Source organism: Rathayibacter sp. Leaf248 (assembly GCF_920939495.1).
Lineage (GTDB): Bacteria > Actinomycetota > Actinomycetes > Actinomycetales > Microbacteriaceae > Rathayibacter > Rathayibacter caricis.
Genome location: NZ_CAKLAV010000001.1, coordinates 2,141,177 through 2,160,932 on the forward strand (window position 1 = coordinate 2,141,177; position 19,756 = coordinate 2,160,932).

Sequence of the window (19,756 nt, forward strand, 5' to 3'; positions counted from 1 at the left end):
CGTCGCCGCTCAGGGCGCTGGGCGGCGCAGGATCAGGTTGGTCATGGTCTGGGTCATGACCGCGAGGCGATCCTGGTTCAGGAGCTCGATGCGGGTGCGGAGCACTCCCCGATCGGGCCGCGAGACGGAGCGGCGCGCGTCGAGCACGGTGAAGCGGGCCCGGAGGAGGTCGTCGGGGCGGACGGGGATGGACCAGCGGAGCTCGTCCACTCCGGGCGAGGCGATGCTCGCCGCCTGGTTGAGGTAGGACTCGACGAGCATCCGCATCATCATCGCGGTGGTGTGCCAGCCGCTGGCGACGAGTCCGCCGAGAGGGGTGCCGGCCGCGAGCCCGGGGTCGGTGTGCATGTCGTGCGGATCGAAGCGCCGGCCGAAGTCGACGATCTCGGCGACGGTGACCCGGTAGGAGCCGTGCTCCAGCACGGATCCGGGCACGTAGTCGTCGAAGTAGCGGTCGGTGACCGGCTGCGCGAACGGCGCATCGGATGCTGCGGAGGTGCCGGCGTCCGGTTCGTAGGGCATGGCACAACCCTCGGTCGGGTGCGGTGCGCGAGGAGGGCCGGTAGTCGGCAGAGTGGAGCCGTGGATCAGAACAGCACCAGCATCGCCGGCGAGCTCGCGCACGTGACTCGGCAGTGGACTCCGAGGGTCGTCGGGCGGGTGAACGACCAGTACGTGAAGGTCGCGAAGCTGCTCGGCGAGCTCGTGTGGCACGCGCACGAGGACGAGGACGAGATGTTCCTCGTCGTCTCCGGGACCCTGCGCATCCAGCTCGAGGACCGCCCGGACGTGCACCTCGCACCGGGCGAGTTCTTCATCGTCCCGAAGGGGGTCCGCCACAACCCCGTCGCTGACGAGGAGGTGGAGATCGTCCTCATCGAGACCGTCACCACGGCGCACACCGGCGATGTCGTCGTGGCCCGCACGGTTCCGATCGACGCCCAGCTCGGCCGCACTCCGCCCTGACGGCGGTGATGCCGTGCGTGTCGCGGGGGGTCGGGCGGGTGGTCGTCGCTCCGGAGTGACGCCTGTGCACACCGAAGGAAGGATCCGTTCCCGCGGCCCCGGATCCGCGGGGATCGGGAGCTCGGGACGGATCCTTCCTTCGTTGTGAACGCGAGTGGCGTCAGCCCTCGGCCTTCGACGGCTTGCCGTCGGCCGGCAGCACCTCGACGGGGGTGTCGCGCGTGTCCTCGCCCTCGGCTTGCGACGGCTTGTCGGACTGGTCGTCCGGGTCCTGGACCGGGGACGTCGTGTCGCTCATCGGAGGCCGTCCGGGTCGTCGGAGGCGGGCGACGGCTGCACGTCGGCCTCGAACTCGGTCCAGGCCCGGTCGAAACCGGCCTGCGCCTCGGCGGGCTCGCTGGCGAAATAGCCCTCGTAGATCGAGCGGCCGCCGTGCTCGGGCAGGTCGTCGCGGGCGGCGAACTCCTGGGCGAGTGTGCCCACCTCGTCGTCGCGCGTGCTCTGGTCCCGCAGCCATGCGGGGAAGGTCTGAGTCATGGGACTCCTTTCTCCTGCGTCCATCCCACGCCCCGCGACCCGGAGCGGCAACCCCTTGCGGGACGGGCCGACGACGGCCGAGGACCCGCTCGACACCCGGAGGGCGTGAAGACGACCGCCGGAGTGGAGCCGGGCGCCTCCGGTGCGCTCGACGCGGCTCGCCGCCGGCGAGGCGACGGTCACCGGCACGGCCACCGCGCCGTGGACCGCGCGCAGCTGCGGCTGATGCACGGCGCTCCTCGGGGCCGCCCGAGCGGTGTCACCGGGTGACGGGTGCCGGTCCGGCCTCGAGCAGGTCGCGGACGCTGCGCGGCGCGCGTCCGAGGAGGCGCCCGAGCTCGGGGCCGGTGCCCGCGAAGAAGCCGCCCTCGGCCGCCTGGTGCATCCCGAGGGTGAAGCGCACGAGGAACTCGGGCTGACCCGCCGCGACGCGCGCGGCGACCCACTCGTCGTCGCCGAGGACGCGCAGCTCGACGGGCCGCCCGCCGATCTCGGCCGCGATCCGGGCGATCTCCTCGAACGTCGGGGCCTCCGTCGCGGTCAGCGTGATCGGCCCGTCGTGCGGGCTCTCCGAGAGGAGGAGCCGCGCGGCCGCCTCCGACTCGTCCTCGCGGGCGGTCCAGGAGACGCGGCCGTCGGAGGGGACCTCGATCACTCCGGTCTCCTGCCACGGTCCGAGGAAGAGGCCCAGGCTGTGCGCGTAGAAGCCGTTGCGCAGCGACGTCCAGGCGAGTCCGGACTCGGCGAGCAGGCGCTCGGTCGCAGCGTGGTCCCGGCCCGGGCCGAAGGGGGTATCGGCGGCGGCGCCCTGGTGGCTCGTGTAGAGGACCCGTCCGACTCCGGCCGCGACGGCCGCCTCGACGGCGATGCGGTGCAGGGCGACGGCGTCGGCCCGCGGATCGCTCGAGGAGACGAGGAGCAGCTGGTCCGCTCCGTCGAAGGCGGCCGGGAGGGAGGCGGGGTCGGCGTAGTCGCCGACGCGCACCTCCACTCCGCGCTCAGCGAAGCGGGCCGCCTTCGAGGGGTCGCGTGCGACGACGGCGATCGCGGAGGCGGGGACGGAGTCGAGCAGGTGGTCGACGGTGGCGCCGTTCAGAGCGCCAGTGGCACCGGTCACGATGATCATGGGGAGAGCCTTCCGATGGGGGTATCGGCGATACCACCAGGAAGATAACCATGGAATTCCATCGATAGCAACAGTGCGCTACCGTCGATTCATGACCAGCCCGACTCCTCCGACCGACACGCGCCTGCGCATCGTCGACGCGGCCGCGGGCCTCCTCCGCGACGAGGGCCCCGCCGCCGTCACCACACGCGCGGTCGCCCGGGCGGCCGGGCTCCAGGCGCCGGCGATCTACCGCCTCTTCGGCGACAAGGACGGCCTGCTCGAGGCGGTCGCGGAGCACGTGCTGGCCACCTGGGTCGACTCGAAGGCCCGGACGGTCGAGGCGGCCGTCGCCGGCGGCGTCGACCCGGTCGAGGACCTGCGCTCGGGCTGGGCCGCGCAGGTGGAGTTCGGGCTGGCCAACCCAGCGCTCTTCCGCCTCCTCAGCGATCCGGGCCGCGCCTCCGGATCGCCGGCCGCACTCTCCGGGCGTCAGGTCCTCGCCGCGCGCGTGCAGCGGGTGGCCGCCGAGGGGCGCCTGCGCGTGCCGGAGGAGCGCGCCGTCGGCCTCATCCAGGCGGCGGGCACCGGCGTGGTCACCACCCTGCTCTCGACACCGGCCGCGGACCGCGACCCCGGCCTCGCCGACGCCGCGCTCGACGCCGTGCTCACGGGGATCCTCACCGACCCGCCCTCCCCGGGCGACGGCGGGCGGCTCACCGCCCTCGTCGGCGTCCGGGCCCTCGCACCGGAGCTCGCCGGCCTCACCCCCTCGGAGCGCGTGCTGCTCGCGGACTGGCTCGACCGCGCCCTCGCGGCGGCCGCGCAGGAGTGACGTGCGCGGTCCCGCCGCAGGAGTGACGGCGACGTTCGCGACGCATCGGGACGCCCCTCTGCTGATCGAGTAGCGCGCGGAGCGCGCGCATCGAGATCCACGACGTCCAGGAGCCGCGGGCGGGGCTACTCGACCAGCACGCCCGCCTCCTCGAGCAGCACCGACGTGCGCACCACGCGCTCCGAGGCGGCCGTGACCACCGACACGGGGCCGGACAGCGTCAGCGACGCCGTCGTCTCCTTCGTCGCGCAGTCCGGGCCGACCCAGAGCTCCACCTCGCCCGGCTCGACGATCCGCTGGCCGGAGCGGCCGGTGAACGCCAGGCGCGCGGCCGGCACCTCGAAGCGCACCTGCGCCTCCTCCCCCGCCGCCAGCTCGAGGCGGGCGTAGCCCAGCAGCTGGGCGACGGGACGGGTGACGCTCGCGTAGACGTCGCGGGCGTAGAGCTGCACCAGGTCGGAGCCGCTGCGCGAGCCCGTGTTGCGCACGCGCACCGAGACGGTGATCGCTCCGTCGGTCGGCACCGCGTCGTCGAGCACCGACAGGTCGCCGCGCGAGAACGTCGTGTACGAGAGCCCGTGCCCGAACGGCAGCACCGGAGTGCTGTCGGCGCTCGTCACGTCGGACGGACCGCCCAGGATCGGGTGCAGGTACGAGAACGGCTGCGCTCCGGCCGAGCGCGGCAGCGACACCGGCAGGTGCCCCGACGGCACGACGCGACCCGAGACGACGCCCGCGATCGCGCCGGCGCCCTCCTCCCCGGGGAAGAACGCCTGCAGCACGGCCGACGCGCCCGAGAGCGCCCAGTCGATCGCGTAGGGGCGGCCGGTGAGCAGCACGAGCACCACGGGGGTGCCGGTCGCGACGACCGCCTCCACCAGCTCGCGCTGGCGGCCGGGCAGCTCGAGGCTCTCGACGTCGTTGCCCTCGCCCACGGTGCCGCGGCCGAAGAGCCCCGCGCGGTCGCCGACCACGACGACCGCCACGTCGGCGGTCCGCGCGAGCTCCGCGGCGGGGGCGATCCCGGAGTCGTCGTCGCCCTCGACGTCGCAGCCCTCGGCCACGAGGATCTCGCCCGCGAACTCGTCGGCGAGCGCCTCGCGCACGGTCGGGATCTCGAAGCCCAGCGGCACGCCCTCGTGGTGGGCGAGCACGTGGTTGGCGAAGGAGTAGCAGCCCATCAGTGCCTGGGCGCTGTCGGCGTTCGGGCCGATCAGGGCGAGGCGGCGCGGCGCCGCGAGCGGCAGGACGCCGTCGTTCGAGAGCAGCACGAGCGACTCCTCCGCGAGGCGGCGGGCGACGTCGCGGTGCGCCGGGGAGTCGAGGTCGATCGACTCCGGCACGTCGTCGAAGCGGGCGTCGAGCAGCCCCAGGCGCTCCTTCTGCGCGAGCAGGCGCAGCACGGCGCGGTCGACGAGCTCCTCGCTCATCGCTCCGGAGGCGATGCGGGCGGCGAGCGGAGCGAGGAACGCGTCGCCCGTGGGCAGCTCCACGTCGATCCCGGCCTCGAGCGCGAGCTCGGCGGCCTCGCCGAGGTCGGCGGCGACAGCGTGCATGAGGTGCAGGAACGCGACCGAGAAGTAGTCCGAGACCACCACTCCGTCGAAGCCCCAGTCCCCGCGCAGCACGTCGGTGAGGTAGGCGGGGGTCGCGCCGACGGGGTCGCCGTCGATCTCGGCGTACGAGTTCATCACCGAGCGGGCGCCGCCGTCGCGGATCGCCATCTCGAACGGAGGCAGCAGCACGTCGGCGATCTCGCGCGGGCCGGCGTGGACCGGCGCGTGGTTGCGGCCCCCGCGGGAAGCGGAGTAGCCGATGAAGTGCTTCAGCGTCGCGTCGACCCCCTCCGACTGCATGCCGCGGACGTAGGCGGTGCCGAGGGTGCCGACGACGTAGGGGTCCTCGGCGATGCACTCGTCGACGCGGCCCCAGCGGGGGTCCCGGATCACGTCGAGCACGGGCGCGAGGCCCTGGTGGATCCCGAGCTCGCGCATGGACGCGCCGATCAGGCGGCCCATCTCCTCGACCAGCTCGGCGTCGAACGACGCGCCCCAGGCCAGCGGAGTGGGGAACGTCGCGGCCTTCCACGCCGCGAGGCCCGTCAGGCACTCCTCGTGCACGATCGCCGGGATGCCCAGCCGCGTCTCCTCGACGAGGCGGCGCTGCTCGGCCCACAGCCACTGCGCGCGCTCGATCGGATCGACGGGGCGCGTGCCGTACACGCGGGTCAGGTGTCCGAGCCCGTGGGTGGTCGCGTCCTCGTAGCGGGTGGAGGTGGCCATCTCGCCGGCGAGCGGCGCGACGACCTCCCCGCCCTGGTCGACCCAGTAGCCGACGAGCTGGGCGAGCTTCTCCTCGAGCGTCATGCGCTCCAGGAGCTCGGCGACGCGGGCCGAGGAGACGTGCGGTTCGGCCACGGCGTGACCCTCTCTGCTGGAAGCGGACGGCGGGGTGGAGGTCATCCCTTCACCGCCCCGGTGAGGCCGCCCACGATGCGACGCTCGAAGACGCTGAAGAAGATGAGCGCGGGGATCATCGACAGCGAGACGAACGCGAGCACCTTGGCGGTGTCGACGGAGTACTGCGACGAGAAGGCCTGCACCCCGAGCGGGAGCGTGAAGGTCGACTCGTCGTTGAGGATGAACAGCGGCAGGAGGTAGCTGTTCCAGCTCGCGATGAACGCGAGGATGCCGGTGGTGATCACGCCGGGCATCGCCAGGCGCACGACCATGCGGAAGAAGAAGCCGATCCGGCTGCAGCCGTCGATGAACGCCGCCTCCTGGATCTCGTCCGGGATCGCCCGCAGGAACGGGACCAGGATGATGATCGTGGTCGGCAGGCCGAACGCGATCTGCGGCAGCACGACTCCGGCGAGCGAGTTCATCAGGCCGAGGCTCTTGATCACCAGGTAGAGCGGAGTGATCGCCACGGTCATCGGGAACATCAGTCCCGCCGCGAAGAGCGCGTAGAACACTCCGCGGCCCGCGAAGTCGTATCGGGCGAGGACGTAGCTGGCCATGAGGCCCAGCACCACGACACCGAGGGTGGTGGCCAGCGCCGCGATGGCGGAGTTGCCCACCTCGCGCCAGAAGATGCCGCCCGTGATGACGTCGATGTAGTTCTGCACGTTCCACGGCGACGGGAAGCCGGCCGGGTCGGTCGTGATCTGCGCGTTGGTGCGGAAGCCGCCGATGATGATGTAGGCGACCGGGGCGAGCATCAGCGCGATCACCACGATCGCGACGACGTAGGCGATCATCGTGCCGCGGCCCACCGGCGGGCGGCGGCGCTTCACGGCGAGGGGCCGGCGCGTCTCGGGGGTGATCGGCGGGGCCGTCATCGTGGTGGTCATCGCTTGCCTCCGGTGAGTGCGCCCTCGGTGTCCCGCCGCAGCACGAAGCGCTGGTAGAGCAGGGCGACGACGAGCGAGATCAGGAACAGGATGACCGCGACGGCGTTCCCGTACCCGTAGTTGCCGGCGTTGCGGCCGTTGGTGACGAGGTAGGTCGCCATCGTCGAGGTGCCGGCGGTCGACGAGACGTACTGGCCCCAGATGATGTAGACGAGGTCGAACAGCTGCAGGGCGCCGATGATCGACAGGAACGCCCAGATGCGCAGCGTCGGGGCGAGCAGCGGCAGCGTGATGCGCCGCTGGACCTGCCAGTAGGACGCGCCGTCGATGGCCGCGGCCTCGGACAGCTCCTCGGGGATGCCCTGGAGACCGGCGAGGAAGAGGATCACGGCGAAGCCGATGTACTTCCACGTGATGATCAGCATCAGCGTCCACATGGCGATGGCCGGGTTCGCCAGCCAGTCCTGCTGCAGCGCTCCCAGGCCGATGTTCTCGAGCATGCCGTTGACGGCGCCGCGGGTCTGGAGCATCAGGCTCCAGCCGGTGCCGACGACGACCTCCGAGATGACGTAGGGCACGAAGATCAGCACGCGGATGATCGACTGGCCGCGCAGCTTGCGGTTGAGCAGGAGCGCGATCAGGATCGCGGCCGGGCCCTGGAGCACGAGCGAGAGGATCACGATCGTGCCGTTGTGGGACAGCGCCTCGTGGAAGGTCGGGTCCTGGAGGATCGTGAGGTAGTTGCGGAAGCCGACGAAGTCGGTCGGCACTCCGTAGCCCTGCCAGCTGAAGAAGCCGTAGTAGGCCGCCATCACGACCGGGAAGATCACGAAGGCGAGGAACACGATCAGCGCGGGGCCGACCAGGATCGCGACCTCGAGCCGGCCCGCCCAGCCGAGGCTGCGGCGACGCCGGCGCACCGGGGGTGCTGCGACGACCGCAGCACCCCCGGTGGTCTCGCGATCGCGGGGCGCATCCGCTCCGAGGAGCGGGCTCTCGCGAAGCGCCATGGTTACGCCTTCTTCGCAGCGGCGTTGACGGCCTCGACCAGCTGCTCCGGGTCGCTCTTGCCGGCGAGCAGGTCGACGACTCCGACGTTCAGCGCGTTGCCGACGTTGAGGCCGTAGACGGTGTCGAGCCACTGCGACACGTAGGGCGCCGAGTTGTAGGCGGCCAGGATGTCCTGCAGGTACGGCTCGGTGACGGCCTCCTGGGCGACCTGGTTGACCGGCGGGGCGTTGAAGGCGGCGTAGTACTCCTTCTGCACATCGGCGGTCGCGAGGTAGTTCAGGAAGTCCACGCACTCGGCGGGAGCATCGACCGAGCAGGAGTAGCCGTCGACGCCGCCCATGATCGAGCCGGGCTCGCCCTCTCCGCCGTCCACCTCGGGGAAGGGGAACCAGCCCAGGTCGGGCAGGGGCTTCTCGTCGGGGGTGAGGGAGGCGATGACGCCCGGGTTCCAGGCGCCCATGAGCTCCATGGCGGCCTGGCGGTTGGCGAGCAGGCCCGCCGAGCTGCCGGCGCCCTGCTGGGCGGCGGTGGTGAGGAAGCCCTCGTTGAACGGCTCGGTCTCGGAGAAGGTCTGCAGGTCCTCGGCGGCCTTGACCCAGCACTCGTCCGAGAAGTCCTTCGAGTCGGCCGCCTCGGCCATGGTGTCGGCGCTGCACTCGCGGAGCGCGAAGAAGTAGTACCAGTGCGCGGCGGGCCAGGCGTCCTTGCCGCCGAGCGCGATCGCCTGGGTGCCGCTGCCCTTGAGGGCGGTGACGGCGGAGTCGAGCTCCTCGAGCGTCGACGGCGGGGTGCTGATGCCCGCCGCGGTGAAGAGGTCCTGGCTGTAGAAGACGCCGCCGGGGAGCACCGCGACGGGCATCGCCCAGACCTTGTCGTCGAGGGTGTTGGCTCCGAAGGAGCCCTCGGTGATCTCGCTCTTGGCCTCGTCCGAGATCTTGTCGGTCAGATCCATCAGCTGGCCGCCGGCGACCATGGCCGCCATCTTGCCGCCGCCGCGCTGGAGGAAGATGTCCGGCGCGTCGCCGGAGTTGAGCGCGGTCTGCAGCTTGCCGTCCAGGTCCTCGTTCTGGATGGCCTGCGGGGTGATGGTGACTCCGGGGTTCGCGGCCTCGAAGTCGGCGACCGTCTTGTCCCAGAACTCCTGGCCGGGGCCCGTGGTGGAGTTCTGCCAGAGGGTCATGGAGACGGTGCCGTCGGAGGAGCCGGACTCCTGGGAGGAGCATCCGCTCAGTGCCGCGGCCGCGCCGAGCAGGGCGACGGTGGCCACTGCGATCTTTCTGAACTTCATCGTTCGACCTGTTCTCTTCATCGAGTGGGCGCCGCCAGGGAGAGCGGCGCCGAGGTGCACCCTCCGCGTCAGCGGTGGGCGAGGTCAGTCTCCGTACTGCTCCGCGGGACCGTCAAACGTTTTCGAAATCATTTTCCAAACGGCCTCGCGGAGGGCTACGGTCGGTCCCGTGAGTCACCGTCCGACCATCCACGACGTCGCCGCTGCGGCCGGCGTCTCGGTCGCGACGGTCTCGAAGGCGGTCAACGGCCGGTACGGCATCGCCGCCGCGACGGCCACGCGCGTGCTCGACGTGGTACGCGAGCTGGGCTATGAGTCGAGCCTCGTCGCGAGCAGCATGCGCTCGCGGCGCACCGGGGTGATCGGCGTGCTCGTCGCCGATTTCGAGCCGTTCAGCGCCGAGATCCTCAAGGGCGTGGGCGCCGAGCTGCGCGGGTCGCGCTTCGACCTGCTCGCTTACAGCGGCTCGCACCAGGGCGAGGGCGAGGGCTGGGAGCGGCGCTCGCTGAGCCGCCTGAGCGGCACCCTGATCGACGGCGCGATCATGGTCACTCCGACGGTCCTCACCGCGGCCTCGGACATCCCGCTCGTCGCCATCGACCCGCACACCGGGCGGGCCGACCTGCCCACGGTCGAGTCCGACAGCTACGGAGGCGCGCTGCAGGCGACGCGGCACCTCGTCGAGCTCGGGCACCGGCGGATCGGCTTCGTCGCCGGCCGTCCGGACCTCCGCTCCGCGCGCCTGCGCGAGGCCGGCTACCGCGCCGCGCTGTCGGAGGCGGGCATCGCGTTCGACGAGCGGCTCGTGCACGTGGGCCTGTACCAGCACGACACTGCGCGCCGGCCCGCCTCGGCACTGCTGTCGCTCCCCGACCGGCCCACCGCCGTGTTCGCCGCGAACGACGTGTCGGCCATCGCGATCATCGAGATCGCGGCGCGGATCGGGCTCGACGTGCCGCGGGACCTGTCGGTGGTCGGCTTCGACGACGTCCCGGAGGCGTCGCGCCTGGATCCGCCGCTGACGACCGTCCGGCAGCCGATGCAGACGCTCGGCTCGACGGCCGCCGAGATGCTGACGGCGCTGATGGCGGGCGAGACGCCGCGCTCGCTGCACGTGCGGCTGCCGACGCAGCTGGTGCAGCGCGCGACGACGGGGCCGCCGCCGGGGCGGTGAGCCTCTGAGGCGTGGGTCTCGCGACGCCGCTGCGGGGCTCCTCGACCAGCACGGATGCGCGGGTCTCTTCCCAGTACATCCGCCACCACTCGAAGAGGTGTGGGCAGCTCGACCTCGGTAACTTTATCAAAGTTCAGGGAGTTGGTAAGGTTATCAGCATGCGCGACGCCGTCGACAATCCCTTCAGCCCCGGCTCCGACACCGTTCCCGAGATCTGGGCGGGTCGCACGGCCCAGTTGAGCGACTGGCGCGACATCCTCCGTCCGCGCCTGCATCGCGGGCTGCCGGAGCGGGGCCGCACGATCCTCGGCGAGCCGGGACTGGGCAAGTCGTCACTCGTGCGGCGCATCGCGCAGGACGCGGCGGCGGGAGGCGACTGGGTGACTCCGCAGCTGCGCATCCCCTCGGGCGCCGATCCGCTGAAGCTCCTGGCCGCCGCGCTACTGGTGCTCGCCGACGCCGCCGGGCTCGCGACGGCGCGTGAGAAGCGGCTCGCCGGCGTGCTCGAACGAGTGCAGGCCGTCGCCGCGTCCGGGATCTCGCTCACCCTCCGCGGGAGAGAAGGGCCCGAGCCCCACACCGCTCTCACCGAGCTGCTCGTCGAAGTGGGCCGCGCGGCGATCGCGCAGGACGTGGTCGCGCTCATCCACCTCGACGAGGTGCAGAACATCGTCGACGAGAGCGCCCTCTCGCAGCTCCTGATCGCCCTCGGCGACGCGATCACGCACGAGGTGGCCGTCGAGCTGCCCGGAGGCGTCCGGGTGACCCGCTTCCTGCCGCTGGCGGTCTACCTGACCGGCCTCCCCGACTTCGAGGACCGGGCCGGTGCGCAGAAGGGCGCGACGTTCGCGCGACGGTTCAAGACGATCGTGCTCACGGCGATCGACGACGACGACATCGTCGCGGCGCTCCAGGATTTCGTGCTGCCCGGCTGGGACGTTCCGGACGAGCGGGGCGGGACGACCCGCATCCGCATGGAGAGCGACGCGGTCGCGGCGGTCGTGGAGCTGTGCCGCGGCGAGCCGTTCCTGTTCCAGCTCGCGGGCGAGAGCGCCTGGTACGCCGGGACCGGCACGACGATCACCCGGCAGCAGGTGCTCGCGGGGTGGCGCGGAGCGCAGAGAGAGGCTGCGGCGCACGTCGAGCGCATCCTCGGGCGGCTGCCTCCGCGCGAACTCGCGTTCCTCGAGGCGATGGCGTCGATGCCCGCCCGCGACCGCACCCTCACCCGCATCGCCCGGGCGATCGGCCTCTCGAAGCCGACCGAGGCGGGGACCACCGCGCAGCGCCTCGACACCGTGCGCGGGATCATCGACCGCGGAACGCTGTACCGGTTCCGGCACCGGGCCATCGAGGCGTACCTGACGAGCGAGTGGCCGCGGGCGGAGTAGCGGGCGCGCGGCTCCTCGAGCCGTCCGCTTGCAGGAGTTCCCGACGTCTGCCATAGTCGAACCGGTTCGAACACGAGGAGGTGGACATGGCCACGATCGGCGATGTCGCGAAAGCGGCCGGCGTCTCGCGCAGCACCGTCTCGTACGCACTCTCGGGCAAGCGGAGCATCTCTCTCGAGACCCAGCAGCGCATCAAGGACGCGATCCGCGACCTCGACTTCACGGTCAACGCCGGCGCCCGCGCCCTGGCCACGCGCAGGACGATGGCCCTCGGCCTCCTCGTCCACTTCGATCCGGACGAGTTCGCCCCGGCGATGATGGAGTACATCCTCCCGATCACGACCCGCGCCCGCGAGCTCGGCTACGACATCCTGATGGCCACCGAGCCCGACGGTGCCGCCGCCCTCACCCGCGTCACGAGCTCCGAGATGGTCGACGGAGTGATCCTGCTCAGCGTCTCGACCCAGGACGACCGCCTCCCCGCGCTGACGGCGGCCCGTCAGCCCGGCGCCGCCATCGGAGTCCCCCAGGACGCGGCCGGCGTGGACGTCTTCGACCTCGACTTCCGGGACGCGGGTCGCCTGCTCGTCGAGCACCTGGCCGCGCTCGGCCACCGACGGGTCGGTCTGATCACGCCCCCGATCCACGTCTTCGAGCGCGGCGGCACCTACGGCGTCCGCTTCCGCGACGCCGCTGTCGAGACCGCCGCCGCTCGGAACGTGGAGCTGAGCATCCGGGCGTCCGAGACGACGGCCGCGGCGATGGAGCCGATGGTCAACACGTTCCTCGACGAGAACCCCGATCTCACAGCGCTCATCGTGCACAGCGACCGCGCGGTCGCGATGCTCCCCTCGATCCTCGGTCGTCGCGGCATCTCCGTCCCCGGGCAGCTCTCGGTCGTGAGCCTGTACTCGGGCGAGTTCGCCCGGGACTTCTCGCTCCCCTACACGTTCGTCGAGACGGGTCCCACCGAGCTCGGCGCACAGGTCGTCGAGCGCCTCGTCGACCGCATCGAGCATCCGGAACGCGCGGATGCCCCGGCGATCCGCCTCCTCGACGCCCGACTCGTCGACCGCGGGAGCGCCGTCGCCCTCTGACCCGGCACCGCCCGGTCCCCTGTTCTCGTCGATCATTCGTCGAACCGGTTCGAACCCGAGCCACTCCCCCACACAGCACTCACGACATCAAGGAGGATCTTGTGATCACCAGGAAGTCCACCCGCGCCGGCACCGCACTCGCCGTCGCCGCCCTCTCGACGCTCGCTCTCGCGAGCTGCTCGGCCTCCACCGGAGGCGAGTCCACCGACGCCGCCGGCGGCGCCTACACCTGGTGGGACCCGTACCCCCAGTACGACGCGTCCTCGGACTGGGCGAAGGTCATCGACGCCTGTGCCGCCGACGCCGGTGTCACCATCGAGCGGACGGCGTACGACACGTCCGATCTCACCAACAAAGCACTCCTCGCGGGTCAGCAGGACAACTCCCCCGACCTGCTGCTGATCGACAACCCGGTCGTCTCCACGCTCGCCGAGGCCGGCGTCCTGACGTCGACCGACGAGAGCGGCCTCAGCACCGACGGCTTCGCCGAGAACATCCTCTCGGCCGGTCAGATCGACGGCGACACCTTCGGCGTCCCGATCGGCGCGAACACCCTCGCGCTCTACTACAACCCCGCCGTGCTCGAGAAGGCGGGCGTCGACATAGCCTCCGTGACCGACTGGGCCTCGCTGACCGCGGCGCTCGAGAAGGTCGCGGCGACCGGGGACACGGGCATCACGTTCTCGGCGGTCGGCACCGAGGAGGGCTCGTTCCAGTTCCTGCCGTGGTTCTGGGGATCGGGCGCCGAGCTGACCGACCTCTCGAGCGACGACGCGGTCTCGGCCCTCGCGCTCTGGACCGACTGGATCGAGAGGGGCTACGCGCCCAACTCCGTCATCAACAACACCCAGACGACGAGCTGGCAGGAGTTCCAGGCCGGCAACGTCGCGTTCGCCGAGAACGGCACCTGGCAGAAGGCGTCCGCGGCCGAGGCCGGCTACGAGGTCCTGCCGATCCCCGCGAAGGACGGCGGGAACGCCGCCGCTCCCACCGGCGGCGAGTTCCTCAGCCTGCCCGTCCAGTCGGACGACTCCCGCTACGAGGTCTCGGCGCAGATCGCGTCGTGCATGACCGACACCGAGAACATCGTCGGCACCGACAACGCCCTGAACTACGTCGCTCCCACCACCGACGCGCAGGAGGCGCAGCTCGCCGAGGACGCGACGCTGCAGCCGTGGATCGACGCGGTCGGTGCCGCGCAGGGCCGCACCGGCGACAACCTGGGCACCGACTACCCGCTCATCTCCGAGCAGCTCTGGACCGCGGTGCAGAGCTCCATCACGGGCAGCTCCAGCCCCGAGGACGCCCTGAAGGCCGCGCAGGACGCCGCGGCCTCCGCCACCGAGTAGAGCGACCGAGCAGCCGGGCCTCCCGCACCTCGCGGGAGGCCCGGCCGACGAGAGGCAGTCATGACGACCACCCCCATCGCGCCGAGTCCCGCACCGGCCACCCGCCCTCCGTCCTCCGTGAGGAGCGAGCGCCGCTCCCCGCGACGCGGACCGTCGCCGGAGCGCTGGGCCGCCCTCGCGTTCCTCGCGCCACTGCTGGTCTACCTGGCCGTCTTCTACGCGTATCCGCTGTTCCGCAATCTCGAGTTGAGCGTCCGCGGCTACACCGTGCGCAGCTTCGTCCAGGGCGGCGCCCCGTTCGTCGGCGTCGACAACTACCTCGACGTCTTCACCTCGGCGACGTTCCTGCCCGCCGTCTCGCACACGGCGGTCTTCGTCCTGGCGTCGATCGTGTTCCAGTACGTCATCGGCTTCGCGCTCGCGGTCTTCTTCTACAGCGGCTTCCGCCTCTCGGGAATTCTCAGAGCGCTCTTCCTCGTGCCGTGGCTGCTGCCGCTGATCGTCTCGGCGTCGACCTGGTCCTGGATGCTGAACAGCGACTCCGGGATCGTGAACGCCTTCCTGCAGGCCATCGGCGGCCCGCAGATCAACTGGCTGACCGACCCCGACGTCGCCCTCACCGCGGTGATCATCGCGAACATCTGGATCGGCATCCCGTTCAACCTGGTGATCCTCTACTCGGGTCTGCAGGGGATCTCGACCGACATCTACGAGGCCGCCGCGCTCGACGGCGCGAACGCGTGGCAGAAGCTGATGCTGATCACCGTGCCGCTGCTGCGGCCCGTCTCGGCGATCACCGTGCTGCTGGGCCTGGTCTACACGCTGAAGGTCTTCGACATCATCTGGATCATGACCAAGGGCGGCCCGGCCGGCTCCTCGACCACGCTCGCCACCTGGACCTACCAGCTCGGCTTCGGATCCACCCTCCCCGACTTCGGACCGGCCGCCGCGGTGGGCAACCTGCTCATCCTGCTGGCCCTCGTGTTCGGCCTCGTCTACATCCGCGTCCAGAGCCGCCAGGAGAACTCGTGACCGCCGCCCGCAGCTGGTGGAGGACCGCCCTGGGCGTCCTCTTCACCGCGATCATGCTCTTCCCCGTCTACTGGATGATCGTCGTCTCGCTCACCAAGACCGGCGACATGCGCAAGCGCCCGCCGAGCCTGCTCCCGCTCGACCCGACCTTCGTCGGCTACGAGGCGGTGCTGCGCCAGCAGCTGCCGTTCCTCGGCACCAGCCTGATCATCGGGCTCGGCACGGTGGCCCTCACCCTGGCGATCTCGGCTCCGGCCGCCTACGCGCTCGCGAAGCTGCGCCCGCGCGGCACCGGGGTGCTGAACTTCGTGCTGCTGATCGCGCAGATGATCCCGGCGATCATCATGGCGATGGGCTTCTACGCCATCTACCTCAACCTGGGCATCCTCAACAGCCTGCTCGGGCTGATCATCGCCGACTCGACCATCGCCGTGCCGTTCGCGGTCCTGATCTTCTCGGCGTTCATGCAGGGCATCCCCGACGAGCTGCTCAACGCCGCGAAGATCGACGGCGCCTCGCAGTGGCGGACCTTCCGCTCGGTCGTGCTGCCCGTCAGCCGCAACTCCGCCGTCACGGTGTCGCTCTTCGCGTTCCTCTGGGCGTGGTCCGACTTCATCTTCGCGTCGACGCTGAACAGCGGAGGCGACCTGCGGCCGATCACGCTCGGCATCTACGCCTACATCGGCAACAACAACCAGGAGTGGAACGCGATCATGGCGACCGCCGTCGTCGCCTCCGTCCCCGCGGCGGTGCTGCTCATCGTCGCCCAGCGCTACGTGTCGGCCGGAGTCACCGCCGGCGCCGTCAAGGACTGACTCCTCTCCTCCGCTCTCGAAAGGCACGACATGACCACCCGCATCCCCTTCGACATCCGCGAGATCCCTTTCAGCACCCGCGGCGCCTGGATGGACGTCTCGCCCGTGATCGGCCTGCACCGGATCGTGGACGACCTCCACCTGGTCTCGCACCGGACCCGGATGACGGCCGTCCTCCGACTGGAGGCGCGGAGCGCTTCCGGCGAGCGGCTGAGCCCCTCGGCCGACAGCTCGGTGCTGACTTGGAGCGGAGACGGCGCGCGGGTGCGGGCGCTGTTCGACGGGCCCGACGTCCTCCGGTTCGCCGGGACCGGCTCGGAGCTGACCCTCACCGACGCGGCGAGCGAGCTGACGCCCTTCACCGGGACCTTCCTCTACGAGGACCCGATGTCCGGCGCCTTCACCTTCACCTCGTACGAGACCGGGCGCCGCTACCGCGTCACCGTGCTCGCCGGGGCCGTCCGCGCCACGGGGTCCGAGGCTCTCGGCGCGGGCGAGCGGTCCCTGACGATCTCCGGCGACCGCTGGGAGATCGCCGTGGAGGAGTTCGCGACGGCCGCTCCTCCGCTCGAGCTCGGCACCGGCTTCGACGAGGCGCTGCGGGAGGCGGACGATCGCTTCGAGGCCTACCTCGACGCGATCGCCGGCTGGCGGGACGACCGCGCACCGGCGGCGGCCCTCGCCGCCTACGTCCTCTGGTCGGCGACCGTCGCTCCGGCCGGGTTCCTCGGGCGCGAGGCGATCCTGATGTCGAAGCACTGGATGGACAAGCTCTGGAGCTGGGACCACTGCTTCAACGCCCTCGCCCTCGCCGAGGGCGCTCCGGAGGAGGCGCTCGGGCAGTTCCTCCTCCCGTTCGACCACCAGACGCCCGAGGGCGCGCTGCCGGACTCGATCGCGCACTCGGAGGTGCTCTACAACTACGTCAAGCCGCCGATCCACGGCTGGGCCTTCGCGAGGATGCGCTCGTCCCTCGAGCCGCTGACCACGGAGAAGCTGCGCGAGGTGCACGACCGGCTCGCGAGCTGGTCGCTCTTCTGGCTCGACCACCGCACCGCTCCCGGTCGCGTCGCTCCCTACTACCAGCACGGCAACGACTCCGGCTGGGACAACTCGACGAGCTTCGATCGCGACCGCGTCGTCGAGTCGCCCGATCTCACCGCGTTCCTGCTCCTCCAGCTCGAGGTCGTCGCGGGTCTCGCCGACGAGCTGGGGCTGCCGAGCTCCGCATGGCGCGAGAGCCGGTGCGTGCTCGCTGAGGAGTTGCGTGGGATGTGGGACGGCACGGCACTGGCAGGACGCTCGCCGCTCCACGGCCGCACCGCCACGACGACGAGCCTGCTGAACCTCCTCCCCCTCCTCGCCGCCGAGGAGCTCACGGACGAGATGATCGCGACGATGCTCGAGTCGCTCGCCCCGCACCTCACCGAGTGGGGGCCGGCGACCGAGGCGCCGAGCTCACCCCACTACGAGCCGGACGGGTACTGGCGCGGACCGATCTGGGCGCCGTCCACGTTCCTCCTCGTCGACGGGCTGCGCCGGGCGGGCCGGGACGACCTGGCCGACGACGTCTCCGCCCGCTTCCGGCGCCTGTGCGAGCGCAGCGGCTTCGCCGAGAACTTCGACGCCCTCACCGGCGAGGGACTGCGCGACCGCGCCTACACCTGGACCGCGAGCGTCTACCTCCTGCTCGCCCGCGAATCTCCCGCCCCGGCCGGATCCGCGGAGTGAGCGCCTCCGAAGCCCCGGCGCTCAGCGGCTTCCGGCGGGAGGGCGACGGTGTGGCGTGGACCGGGAACGGCGAGACGCTGCTGCTGCAGCCCTGGGGCCGGACAGCATCCGGGCGAGGAGCGTCCCGCTCGGTCCGGTCCTCGACACCGACTGGGCGCTGCTGCCCCCCGAGGACGCCGAGTCGACCCTCGTCATCGACGGGCGCACGGCGACTCTGCGCGTCGGCCGGCTCGTCGCGACTCTGACCGAGGAGCACGTGCTCGATCTCCAGCTCGGGCACGACGTCTTCGCGTGCCGGGTCTCCTACAGCGATGCCGACGGTCGCGAGCTCCTCTCGGAGCTCTCGTCGGGAGGGTCGCTGAAGCTCCGCGCCCGCGACCACCGGCCGACCGCGCACGGAGCCGGTCCGGCGACGATGAGCTTCGATCCGCCCGCCGGCGAGCACCTCGTCGGCATGGGCGTCTACCAGCAGGACCTCATCGACCTCAAGGGCGCGACGCTGGAACTCGCGCACCGCAACTCCCAGGCGTCGGTGCCCTTCGTCCTCTCCAGCCGCGGCTACGGATTCCTCTGGCACGACCCCTCCGTCGGCCGCGCCGTGTTCGCGACGAACCGCACGGAATGGCATGCGGCGGCCACTCGGCAGATCGACTACTGGATCACCGCCGGACGCACCCCGGCCGACATCACCCGCTCGTACGCCCGGGCGACCGGAGCCTCCCCCGAGATGCCCGAGTACGGCCTCGGCTTCTGGCAGTGCAAGCTGCGGTACTGGAACCAGGAGCAGCTGCTCTCGGTCGCCCGCGAGCACCGCCGACGAGGCCTGCCCATGGACGTCATCGTGGCCGACTTCTTCCACTGGCCCCGGATGGGCGACTTCCGCTTCGAGGAGGAGTTCTGGCCCGATCCCGCCGCCATGGTCGCCGAGCTGAACGAACTCGGCATCGAGCTCATGGTGTCGGTCTGGCCCCAGGTGTCGGTGGAGTCCGAGAACTTCGCCGAGTTCCGGCAGAGGAACCTCCTCGCGACCGCGCTCCGGGGGCCGGACGTGCAGATGTCGTTCGAGGGCCCCAGCATGTTCCGCGACGTCACGAACCCGGAGGCGGCGGATCGGCTCTGGGAGCTCTGCAAGCGCAACTACCACGACCTCGGCATCCGTCTCTTCTGGCTCGACGAGGCCGAGCCGGAGTACGCGGTCTACGACCACGACAACTACCGCTTCCACTCCGGGTCCGCGCTGGAGACCGGGAACATCTACCCGCAGCGCTTCTCTCGGGCCTTCTTCGAGGGCCAGCGGGCGGCCGGGCAGGAGGGGGTCGTGAACCTCGTCCGCTGCGCCTGGGCCGGGAGCCAGCGCTACGGAGCCCTCGTCTGGTCGGGCGACATCGGCACGACCTTCGCGGATCTCCGCCGGCAGATCACCGCGGCGATCCACGTGGGCGCCGCCGGGATCCCGTGGTTCACGACCGACATCGGCGGCTTCCACGGCGGGGACCCGGACGATCCGGCGTTCCGCGAGCTGCTCATCCGCTGGTTCCAGTTCGCGACCTTCTGCCCCGTGATGCGCCTGCACGGCGATCGGCGGCCCACCGAGCAGGTCGCGGCGGCGGACGGCAGCCGACGCAGTCCGTCCGGTGGGGCGAACGAGATCTGGAGCTTCGGGGACGAGGCCACCGGGATCCTCACCGAGCATCTGGCGATCCGCGAGCGGCTGCGCCCGTACACCCGGGCCGTGTTCGACGAGGCGCACACCGGCGGGCAGCCCGTGCTCCGCGGGCTCTTCCACGGGTTCCCCGAGGACCCTCGCGCCTGGACGACGGCGGACGAGTTCCTCTTCGGACCGGACCTCCTCGTCGCTCCGGTCCTCGAGGCCGGGGCTCGGCGACGTTCGGTCTATCTGCCTCACGGTGCGCGCTGGACCGAGCTCTGGACGGGGATCTCCTACGAGGGCGGACGGGTCGTCGAGGTCGATGCTCCGCTGCACCGGATCCCCGTCTTCGGGTGCGGCGCCGGCTACCCGACCCTCGTCGGCTGAGCCCCCACGGGGACTCGAGCGAGTTCGTCGGCGCTCTT

At 71.4% G+C, this 19,756-nt stretch carries 19 protein-coding genes; 11 read left to right on the forward strand and 8 right to left on the reverse strand.

What is annotated here, in order from left to right; all coding sequences use genetic code 11:
- Positions 1 to 9: 9 nt before the first annotated feature.
- Positions 10 to 522: a MaoC family dehydratase gene (locus tag LRG51_RS10290; protein WP_230672641.1), complete on the reverse strand. Its 513-nt coding sequence runs from the start codon at positions 520 to 522 to the stop codon at positions 10 to 12.
- A gap of 60 nt (positions 523 to 582) precedes the next feature.
- Here LRG51_RS10290 and LRG51_RS10295 point away from each other — a divergent pair, with 60 nt between their 5' ends.
- On the forward strand, positions 583 to 966 hold the full coding sequence (locus tag LRG51_RS10295; protein WP_230672643.1) for a cupin domain-containing protein: 384 nt from the start codon (positions 583 to 585) through the stop codon (positions 964 to 966).
- A gap of 160 nt (positions 967 to 1,126) precedes the next feature.
- Here LRG51_RS10295 and LRG51_RS10300 read toward each other — a convergent pair whose 3' ends face one another.
- Together LRG51_RS10300 and LRG51_RS10305 are read right to left on the reverse strand one after the other, a co-directional pair.
- Complete coding sequence (locus LRG51_RS10300) at positions 1,127 to 1,264, reverse strand: hypothetical protein (RefSeq protein ID WP_157602116.1); 138 nt, start codon at positions 1,262 to 1,264, stop codon at positions 1,127 to 1,129.
- Complete coding sequence (locus tag LRG51_RS10305) at positions 1,261 to 1,503, reverse strand: hypothetical protein (RefSeq protein ID WP_230672645.1); 243 nt, start codon at positions 1,501 to 1,503, stop codon at positions 1,261 to 1,263. The genes LRG51_RS10300 and LRG51_RS10305 overlap by 4 nt, the downstream gene beginning before the upstream one ends.
- A gap of 105 nt (positions 1,504 to 1,608) precedes the next feature.
- On the opposite strand from LRG51_RS10305, the gene LRG51_RS10310 reads away from it, so the two are divergent.
- A complete protein-coding gene (locus LRG51_RS10310) occupies positions 1,609 to 1,773 on the forward strand; it encodes a hypothetical protein (protein WP_157603009.1) in 165 nt (54 codons plus the stop codon).
- Here LRG51_RS10310 and LRG51_RS10315 read toward each other — a convergent pair.
- Positions 1,763 to 2,629 carry an NAD(P)H-binding protein gene (locus LRG51_RS10315; protein WP_055785324.1) on the reverse strand — a complete coding sequence of 289 codons (867 nt, stop codon included), beginning with the start codon at positions 2,627 to 2,629 and terminating at the stop codon, positions 1,763 to 1,765. The two genes, LRG51_RS10310 and LRG51_RS10315, sit on opposite strands and share 11 nt — an antisense overlap.
- Before the next feature lie 91 nt (positions 2,630 to 2,720).
- On the opposite strand from LRG51_RS10315, the gene LRG51_RS10320 reads away from it, so the two are divergent.
- Positions 2,721 to 3,443: a TetR/AcrR family transcriptional regulator gene (locus tag LRG51_RS10320; protein WP_055785321.1), complete on the forward strand. Its 723-nt coding sequence runs from the start codon at positions 2,721 to 2,723 to the stop codon at positions 3,441 to 3,443.
- A gap of 125 nt (positions 3,444 to 3,568) precedes the next feature.
- Here the strand turns inward: LRG51_RS10320 and LRG51_RS10325 are convergent, their stop codons facing one another.
- The 4 genes from LRG51_RS10325 to LRG51_RS10340 all read right to left on the reverse strand — a co-directional run bounded on the left by LRG51_RS10325 (position 3,569) and on the right by LRG51_RS10340 (position 9,094).
- On the reverse strand, positions 3,569 to 5,809 hold the full coding sequence (locus tag LRG51_RS10325; protein ID WP_230673114.1) for a glycoside hydrolase family 3 N-terminal domain-containing protein: 2,241 nt from the start codon (positions 5,807 to 5,809) through the stop codon (positions 3,569 to 3,571).
- Positions 5,810 to 5,901: 92 nt separating this feature from the next.
- The gene (locus tag LRG51_RS10330) at positions 5,902 to 6,795 is read right to left on the reverse strand and encodes a carbohydrate ABC transporter permease (RefSeq protein WP_442965557.1); all 894 of its coding nucleotides are present in this window, start codon (positions 6,793 to 6,795) and stop codon (positions 5,902 to 5,904) included.
- A complete protein-coding gene (locus LRG51_RS10335; RefSeq protein ID WP_056866020.1) occupies positions 6,792 to 7,805 on the reverse strand; it encodes a carbohydrate ABC transporter permease in 1,014 nt (337 codons plus the stop codon). Before LRG51_RS10335 ends, LRG51_RS10330 begins: the two co-directional genes overlap by 4 nt.
- Positions 7,806 to 7,807: 2 nt before the next feature.
- Positions 7,808 to 9,094, reverse strand: a complete 1,287-nt coding sequence (locus LRG51_RS10340; RefSeq protein ID WP_230672647.1) for an extracellular solute-binding protein — start codon at positions 9,092 to 9,094, stop codon at positions 7,808 to 7,810.
- A 169-nt stretch (positions 9,095 to 9,263) separates the two neighbouring features.
- Here LRG51_RS10340 and LRG51_RS10345 point away from each other — a divergent pair, with 169 nt between their 5' ends.
- The 8 genes from LRG51_RS10345 to LRG51_RS10380 all read left to right on the forward strand — a co-directional run bounded on the left by LRG51_RS10345 (position 9,264) and on the right by LRG51_RS10380 (position 19,718).
- Positions 9,264 to 10,268 (forward strand): LacI family DNA-binding transcriptional regulator, encoded by a 1,005-nt coding sequence (locus tag LRG51_RS10345; protein WP_055785306.1) that lies wholly within the window; start codon positions 9,264 to 9,266, stop codon positions 10,266 to 10,268.
- A 158-nt stretch (positions 10,269 to 10,426) separates the two neighbouring features.
- Positions 10,427 to 11,659: an ATP-binding protein gene (locus LRG51_RS10350; RefSeq protein ID WP_230672649.1), complete on the forward strand. Its 1,233-nt coding sequence runs from the start codon at positions 10,427 to 10,429 to the stop codon at positions 11,657 to 11,659.
- Positions 11,660 to 11,745: 86 nt separating this feature from the next.
- Positions 11,746 to 12,756 (forward strand): LacI family DNA-binding transcriptional regulator, encoded by a 1,011-nt coding sequence (locus LRG51_RS10355; protein WP_107574173.1) that lies wholly within the window; start codon positions 11,746 to 11,748, stop codon positions 12,754 to 12,756.
- 101 nt (positions 12,757 to 12,857) lie between these two features.
- Entirely contained in the window at positions 12,858 to 14,105 is a 1,248-nt protein-coding gene (locus LRG51_RS10360; RefSeq protein WP_055785297.1) for a sugar ABC transporter substrate-binding protein, read from the forward strand.
- Positions 14,106 to 14,165: 60 nt separating this feature from the next.
- A complete protein-coding gene (locus tag LRG51_RS10365) occupies positions 14,166 to 15,137 on the forward strand; it encodes a carbohydrate ABC transporter permease (RefSeq protein ID WP_082480908.1) in 972 nt (323 codons plus the stop codon).
- 53 nt (positions 15,138 to 15,190) lie between these two features.
- Entirely contained in the window at positions 15,191 to 15,952 is a 762-nt protein-coding gene (locus LRG51_RS10370) for a carbohydrate ABC transporter permease (RefSeq protein WP_442966663.1), read from the forward strand.
- A 30-nt stretch (positions 15,953 to 15,982) separates the two neighbouring features.
- Complete coding sequence (locus LRG51_RS10375) at positions 15,983 to 17,683, forward strand: amylo-alpha-1,6-glucosidase (protein WP_230672653.1); 1,701 nt, start codon at positions 15,983 to 15,985, stop codon at positions 17,681 to 17,683.
- A 55-nt stretch (positions 17,684 to 17,738) separates the two neighbouring features.
- Complete coding sequence (locus LRG51_RS10380) at positions 17,739 to 19,718, forward strand: glycoside hydrolase family 31 protein (RefSeq protein ID WP_230672656.1); 1,980 nt, start codon at positions 17,739 to 17,741, stop codon at positions 19,716 to 19,718.
- Positions 19,719 to 19,756 lie beyond the last annotated feature (38 nt).

What these genes read in the sequence shown, in the direction of transcription:
- LRG51_RS10290 (WP_230672641.1), bottom strand. Translation starts at nt 522, where the DNA reads ATGCCCTACGAACCGGACGCCGGCACCTCCGCAGCATCCGATGCGCCG.
- LRG51_RS10300 (WP_157602116.1), bottom strand. Translation starts at nt 1,264, where the DNA reads ATGAGCGACACGACGTCCCCGGTCCAGGACCCGGACGACCAGTCCGAC.
- LRG51_RS10305 (WP_230672645.1), bottom strand. Translation starts at nt 1,503, where the DNA reads ATGACTCAGACCTTCCCCGCATGGCTGCGGGACCAGAGCACGCGCGAC.
- LRG51_RS10315 (WP_055785324.1), bottom strand. Translation starts at nt 2,629, where the DNA reads ATGATCATCGTGACCGGTGCCACTGGCGCTCTGAACGGCGCCACCGTC.
- LRG51_RS10320 (WP_055785321.1), top strand. Translation starts at nt 2,721, where the DNA reads ATGACCAGCCCGACTCCTCCGACCGACACGCGCCTGCGCATCGTCGAC.
- LRG51_RS10325 (WP_230673114.1), bottom strand. Translation starts at nt 5,809, where the DNA reads ATGACGCTCGAGGAGAAGCTCGCCCAGCTCGTCGGCTACTGGGTCGAC.
- LRG51_RS10330 (WP_442965557.1), bottom strand. Translation starts at nt 6,795, where the DNA reads ATGACCACCACGATGACGGCCCCGCCGATCACCCCCGAGACGCGCCGG.
- LRG51_RS10335 (WP_056866020.1), bottom strand. Translation starts at nt 7,805, where the DNA reads ATGGCGCTTCGCGAGAGCCCGCTCCTCGGAGCGGATGCGCCCCGCGAT.
- LRG51_RS10340 (WP_230672647.1), bottom strand. Translation starts at nt 9,094, where the DNA reads ATGAAGTTCAGAAAGATCGCAGTGGCCACCGTCGCCCTGCTCGGCGCG.
- LRG51_RS10350 (WP_230672649.1), top strand. Translation starts at nt 10,427, where the DNA reads ATGCGCGACGCCGTCGACAATCCCTTCAGCCCCGGCTCCGACACCGTT.
- LRG51_RS10355 (WP_107574173.1), top strand. Translation starts at nt 11,746, where the DNA reads ATGGCCACGATCGGCGATGTCGCGAAAGCGGCCGGCGTCTCGCGCAGC.
- LRG51_RS10365 (WP_082480908.1), top strand. Translation starts at nt 14,166, where the DNA reads ATGACGACCACCCCCATCGCGCCGAGTCCCGCACCGGCCACCCGCCCT.
- LRG51_RS10370 (WP_442966663.1), top strand. Translation starts at nt 15,191, where the DNA reads ATGCTCTTCCCCGTCTACTGGATGATCGTCGTCTCGCTCACCAAGACC.
- LRG51_RS10375 (WP_230672653.1), top strand. Translation starts at nt 15,983, where the DNA reads ATGACCACCCGCATCCCCTTCGACATCCGCGAGATCCCTTTCAGCACC.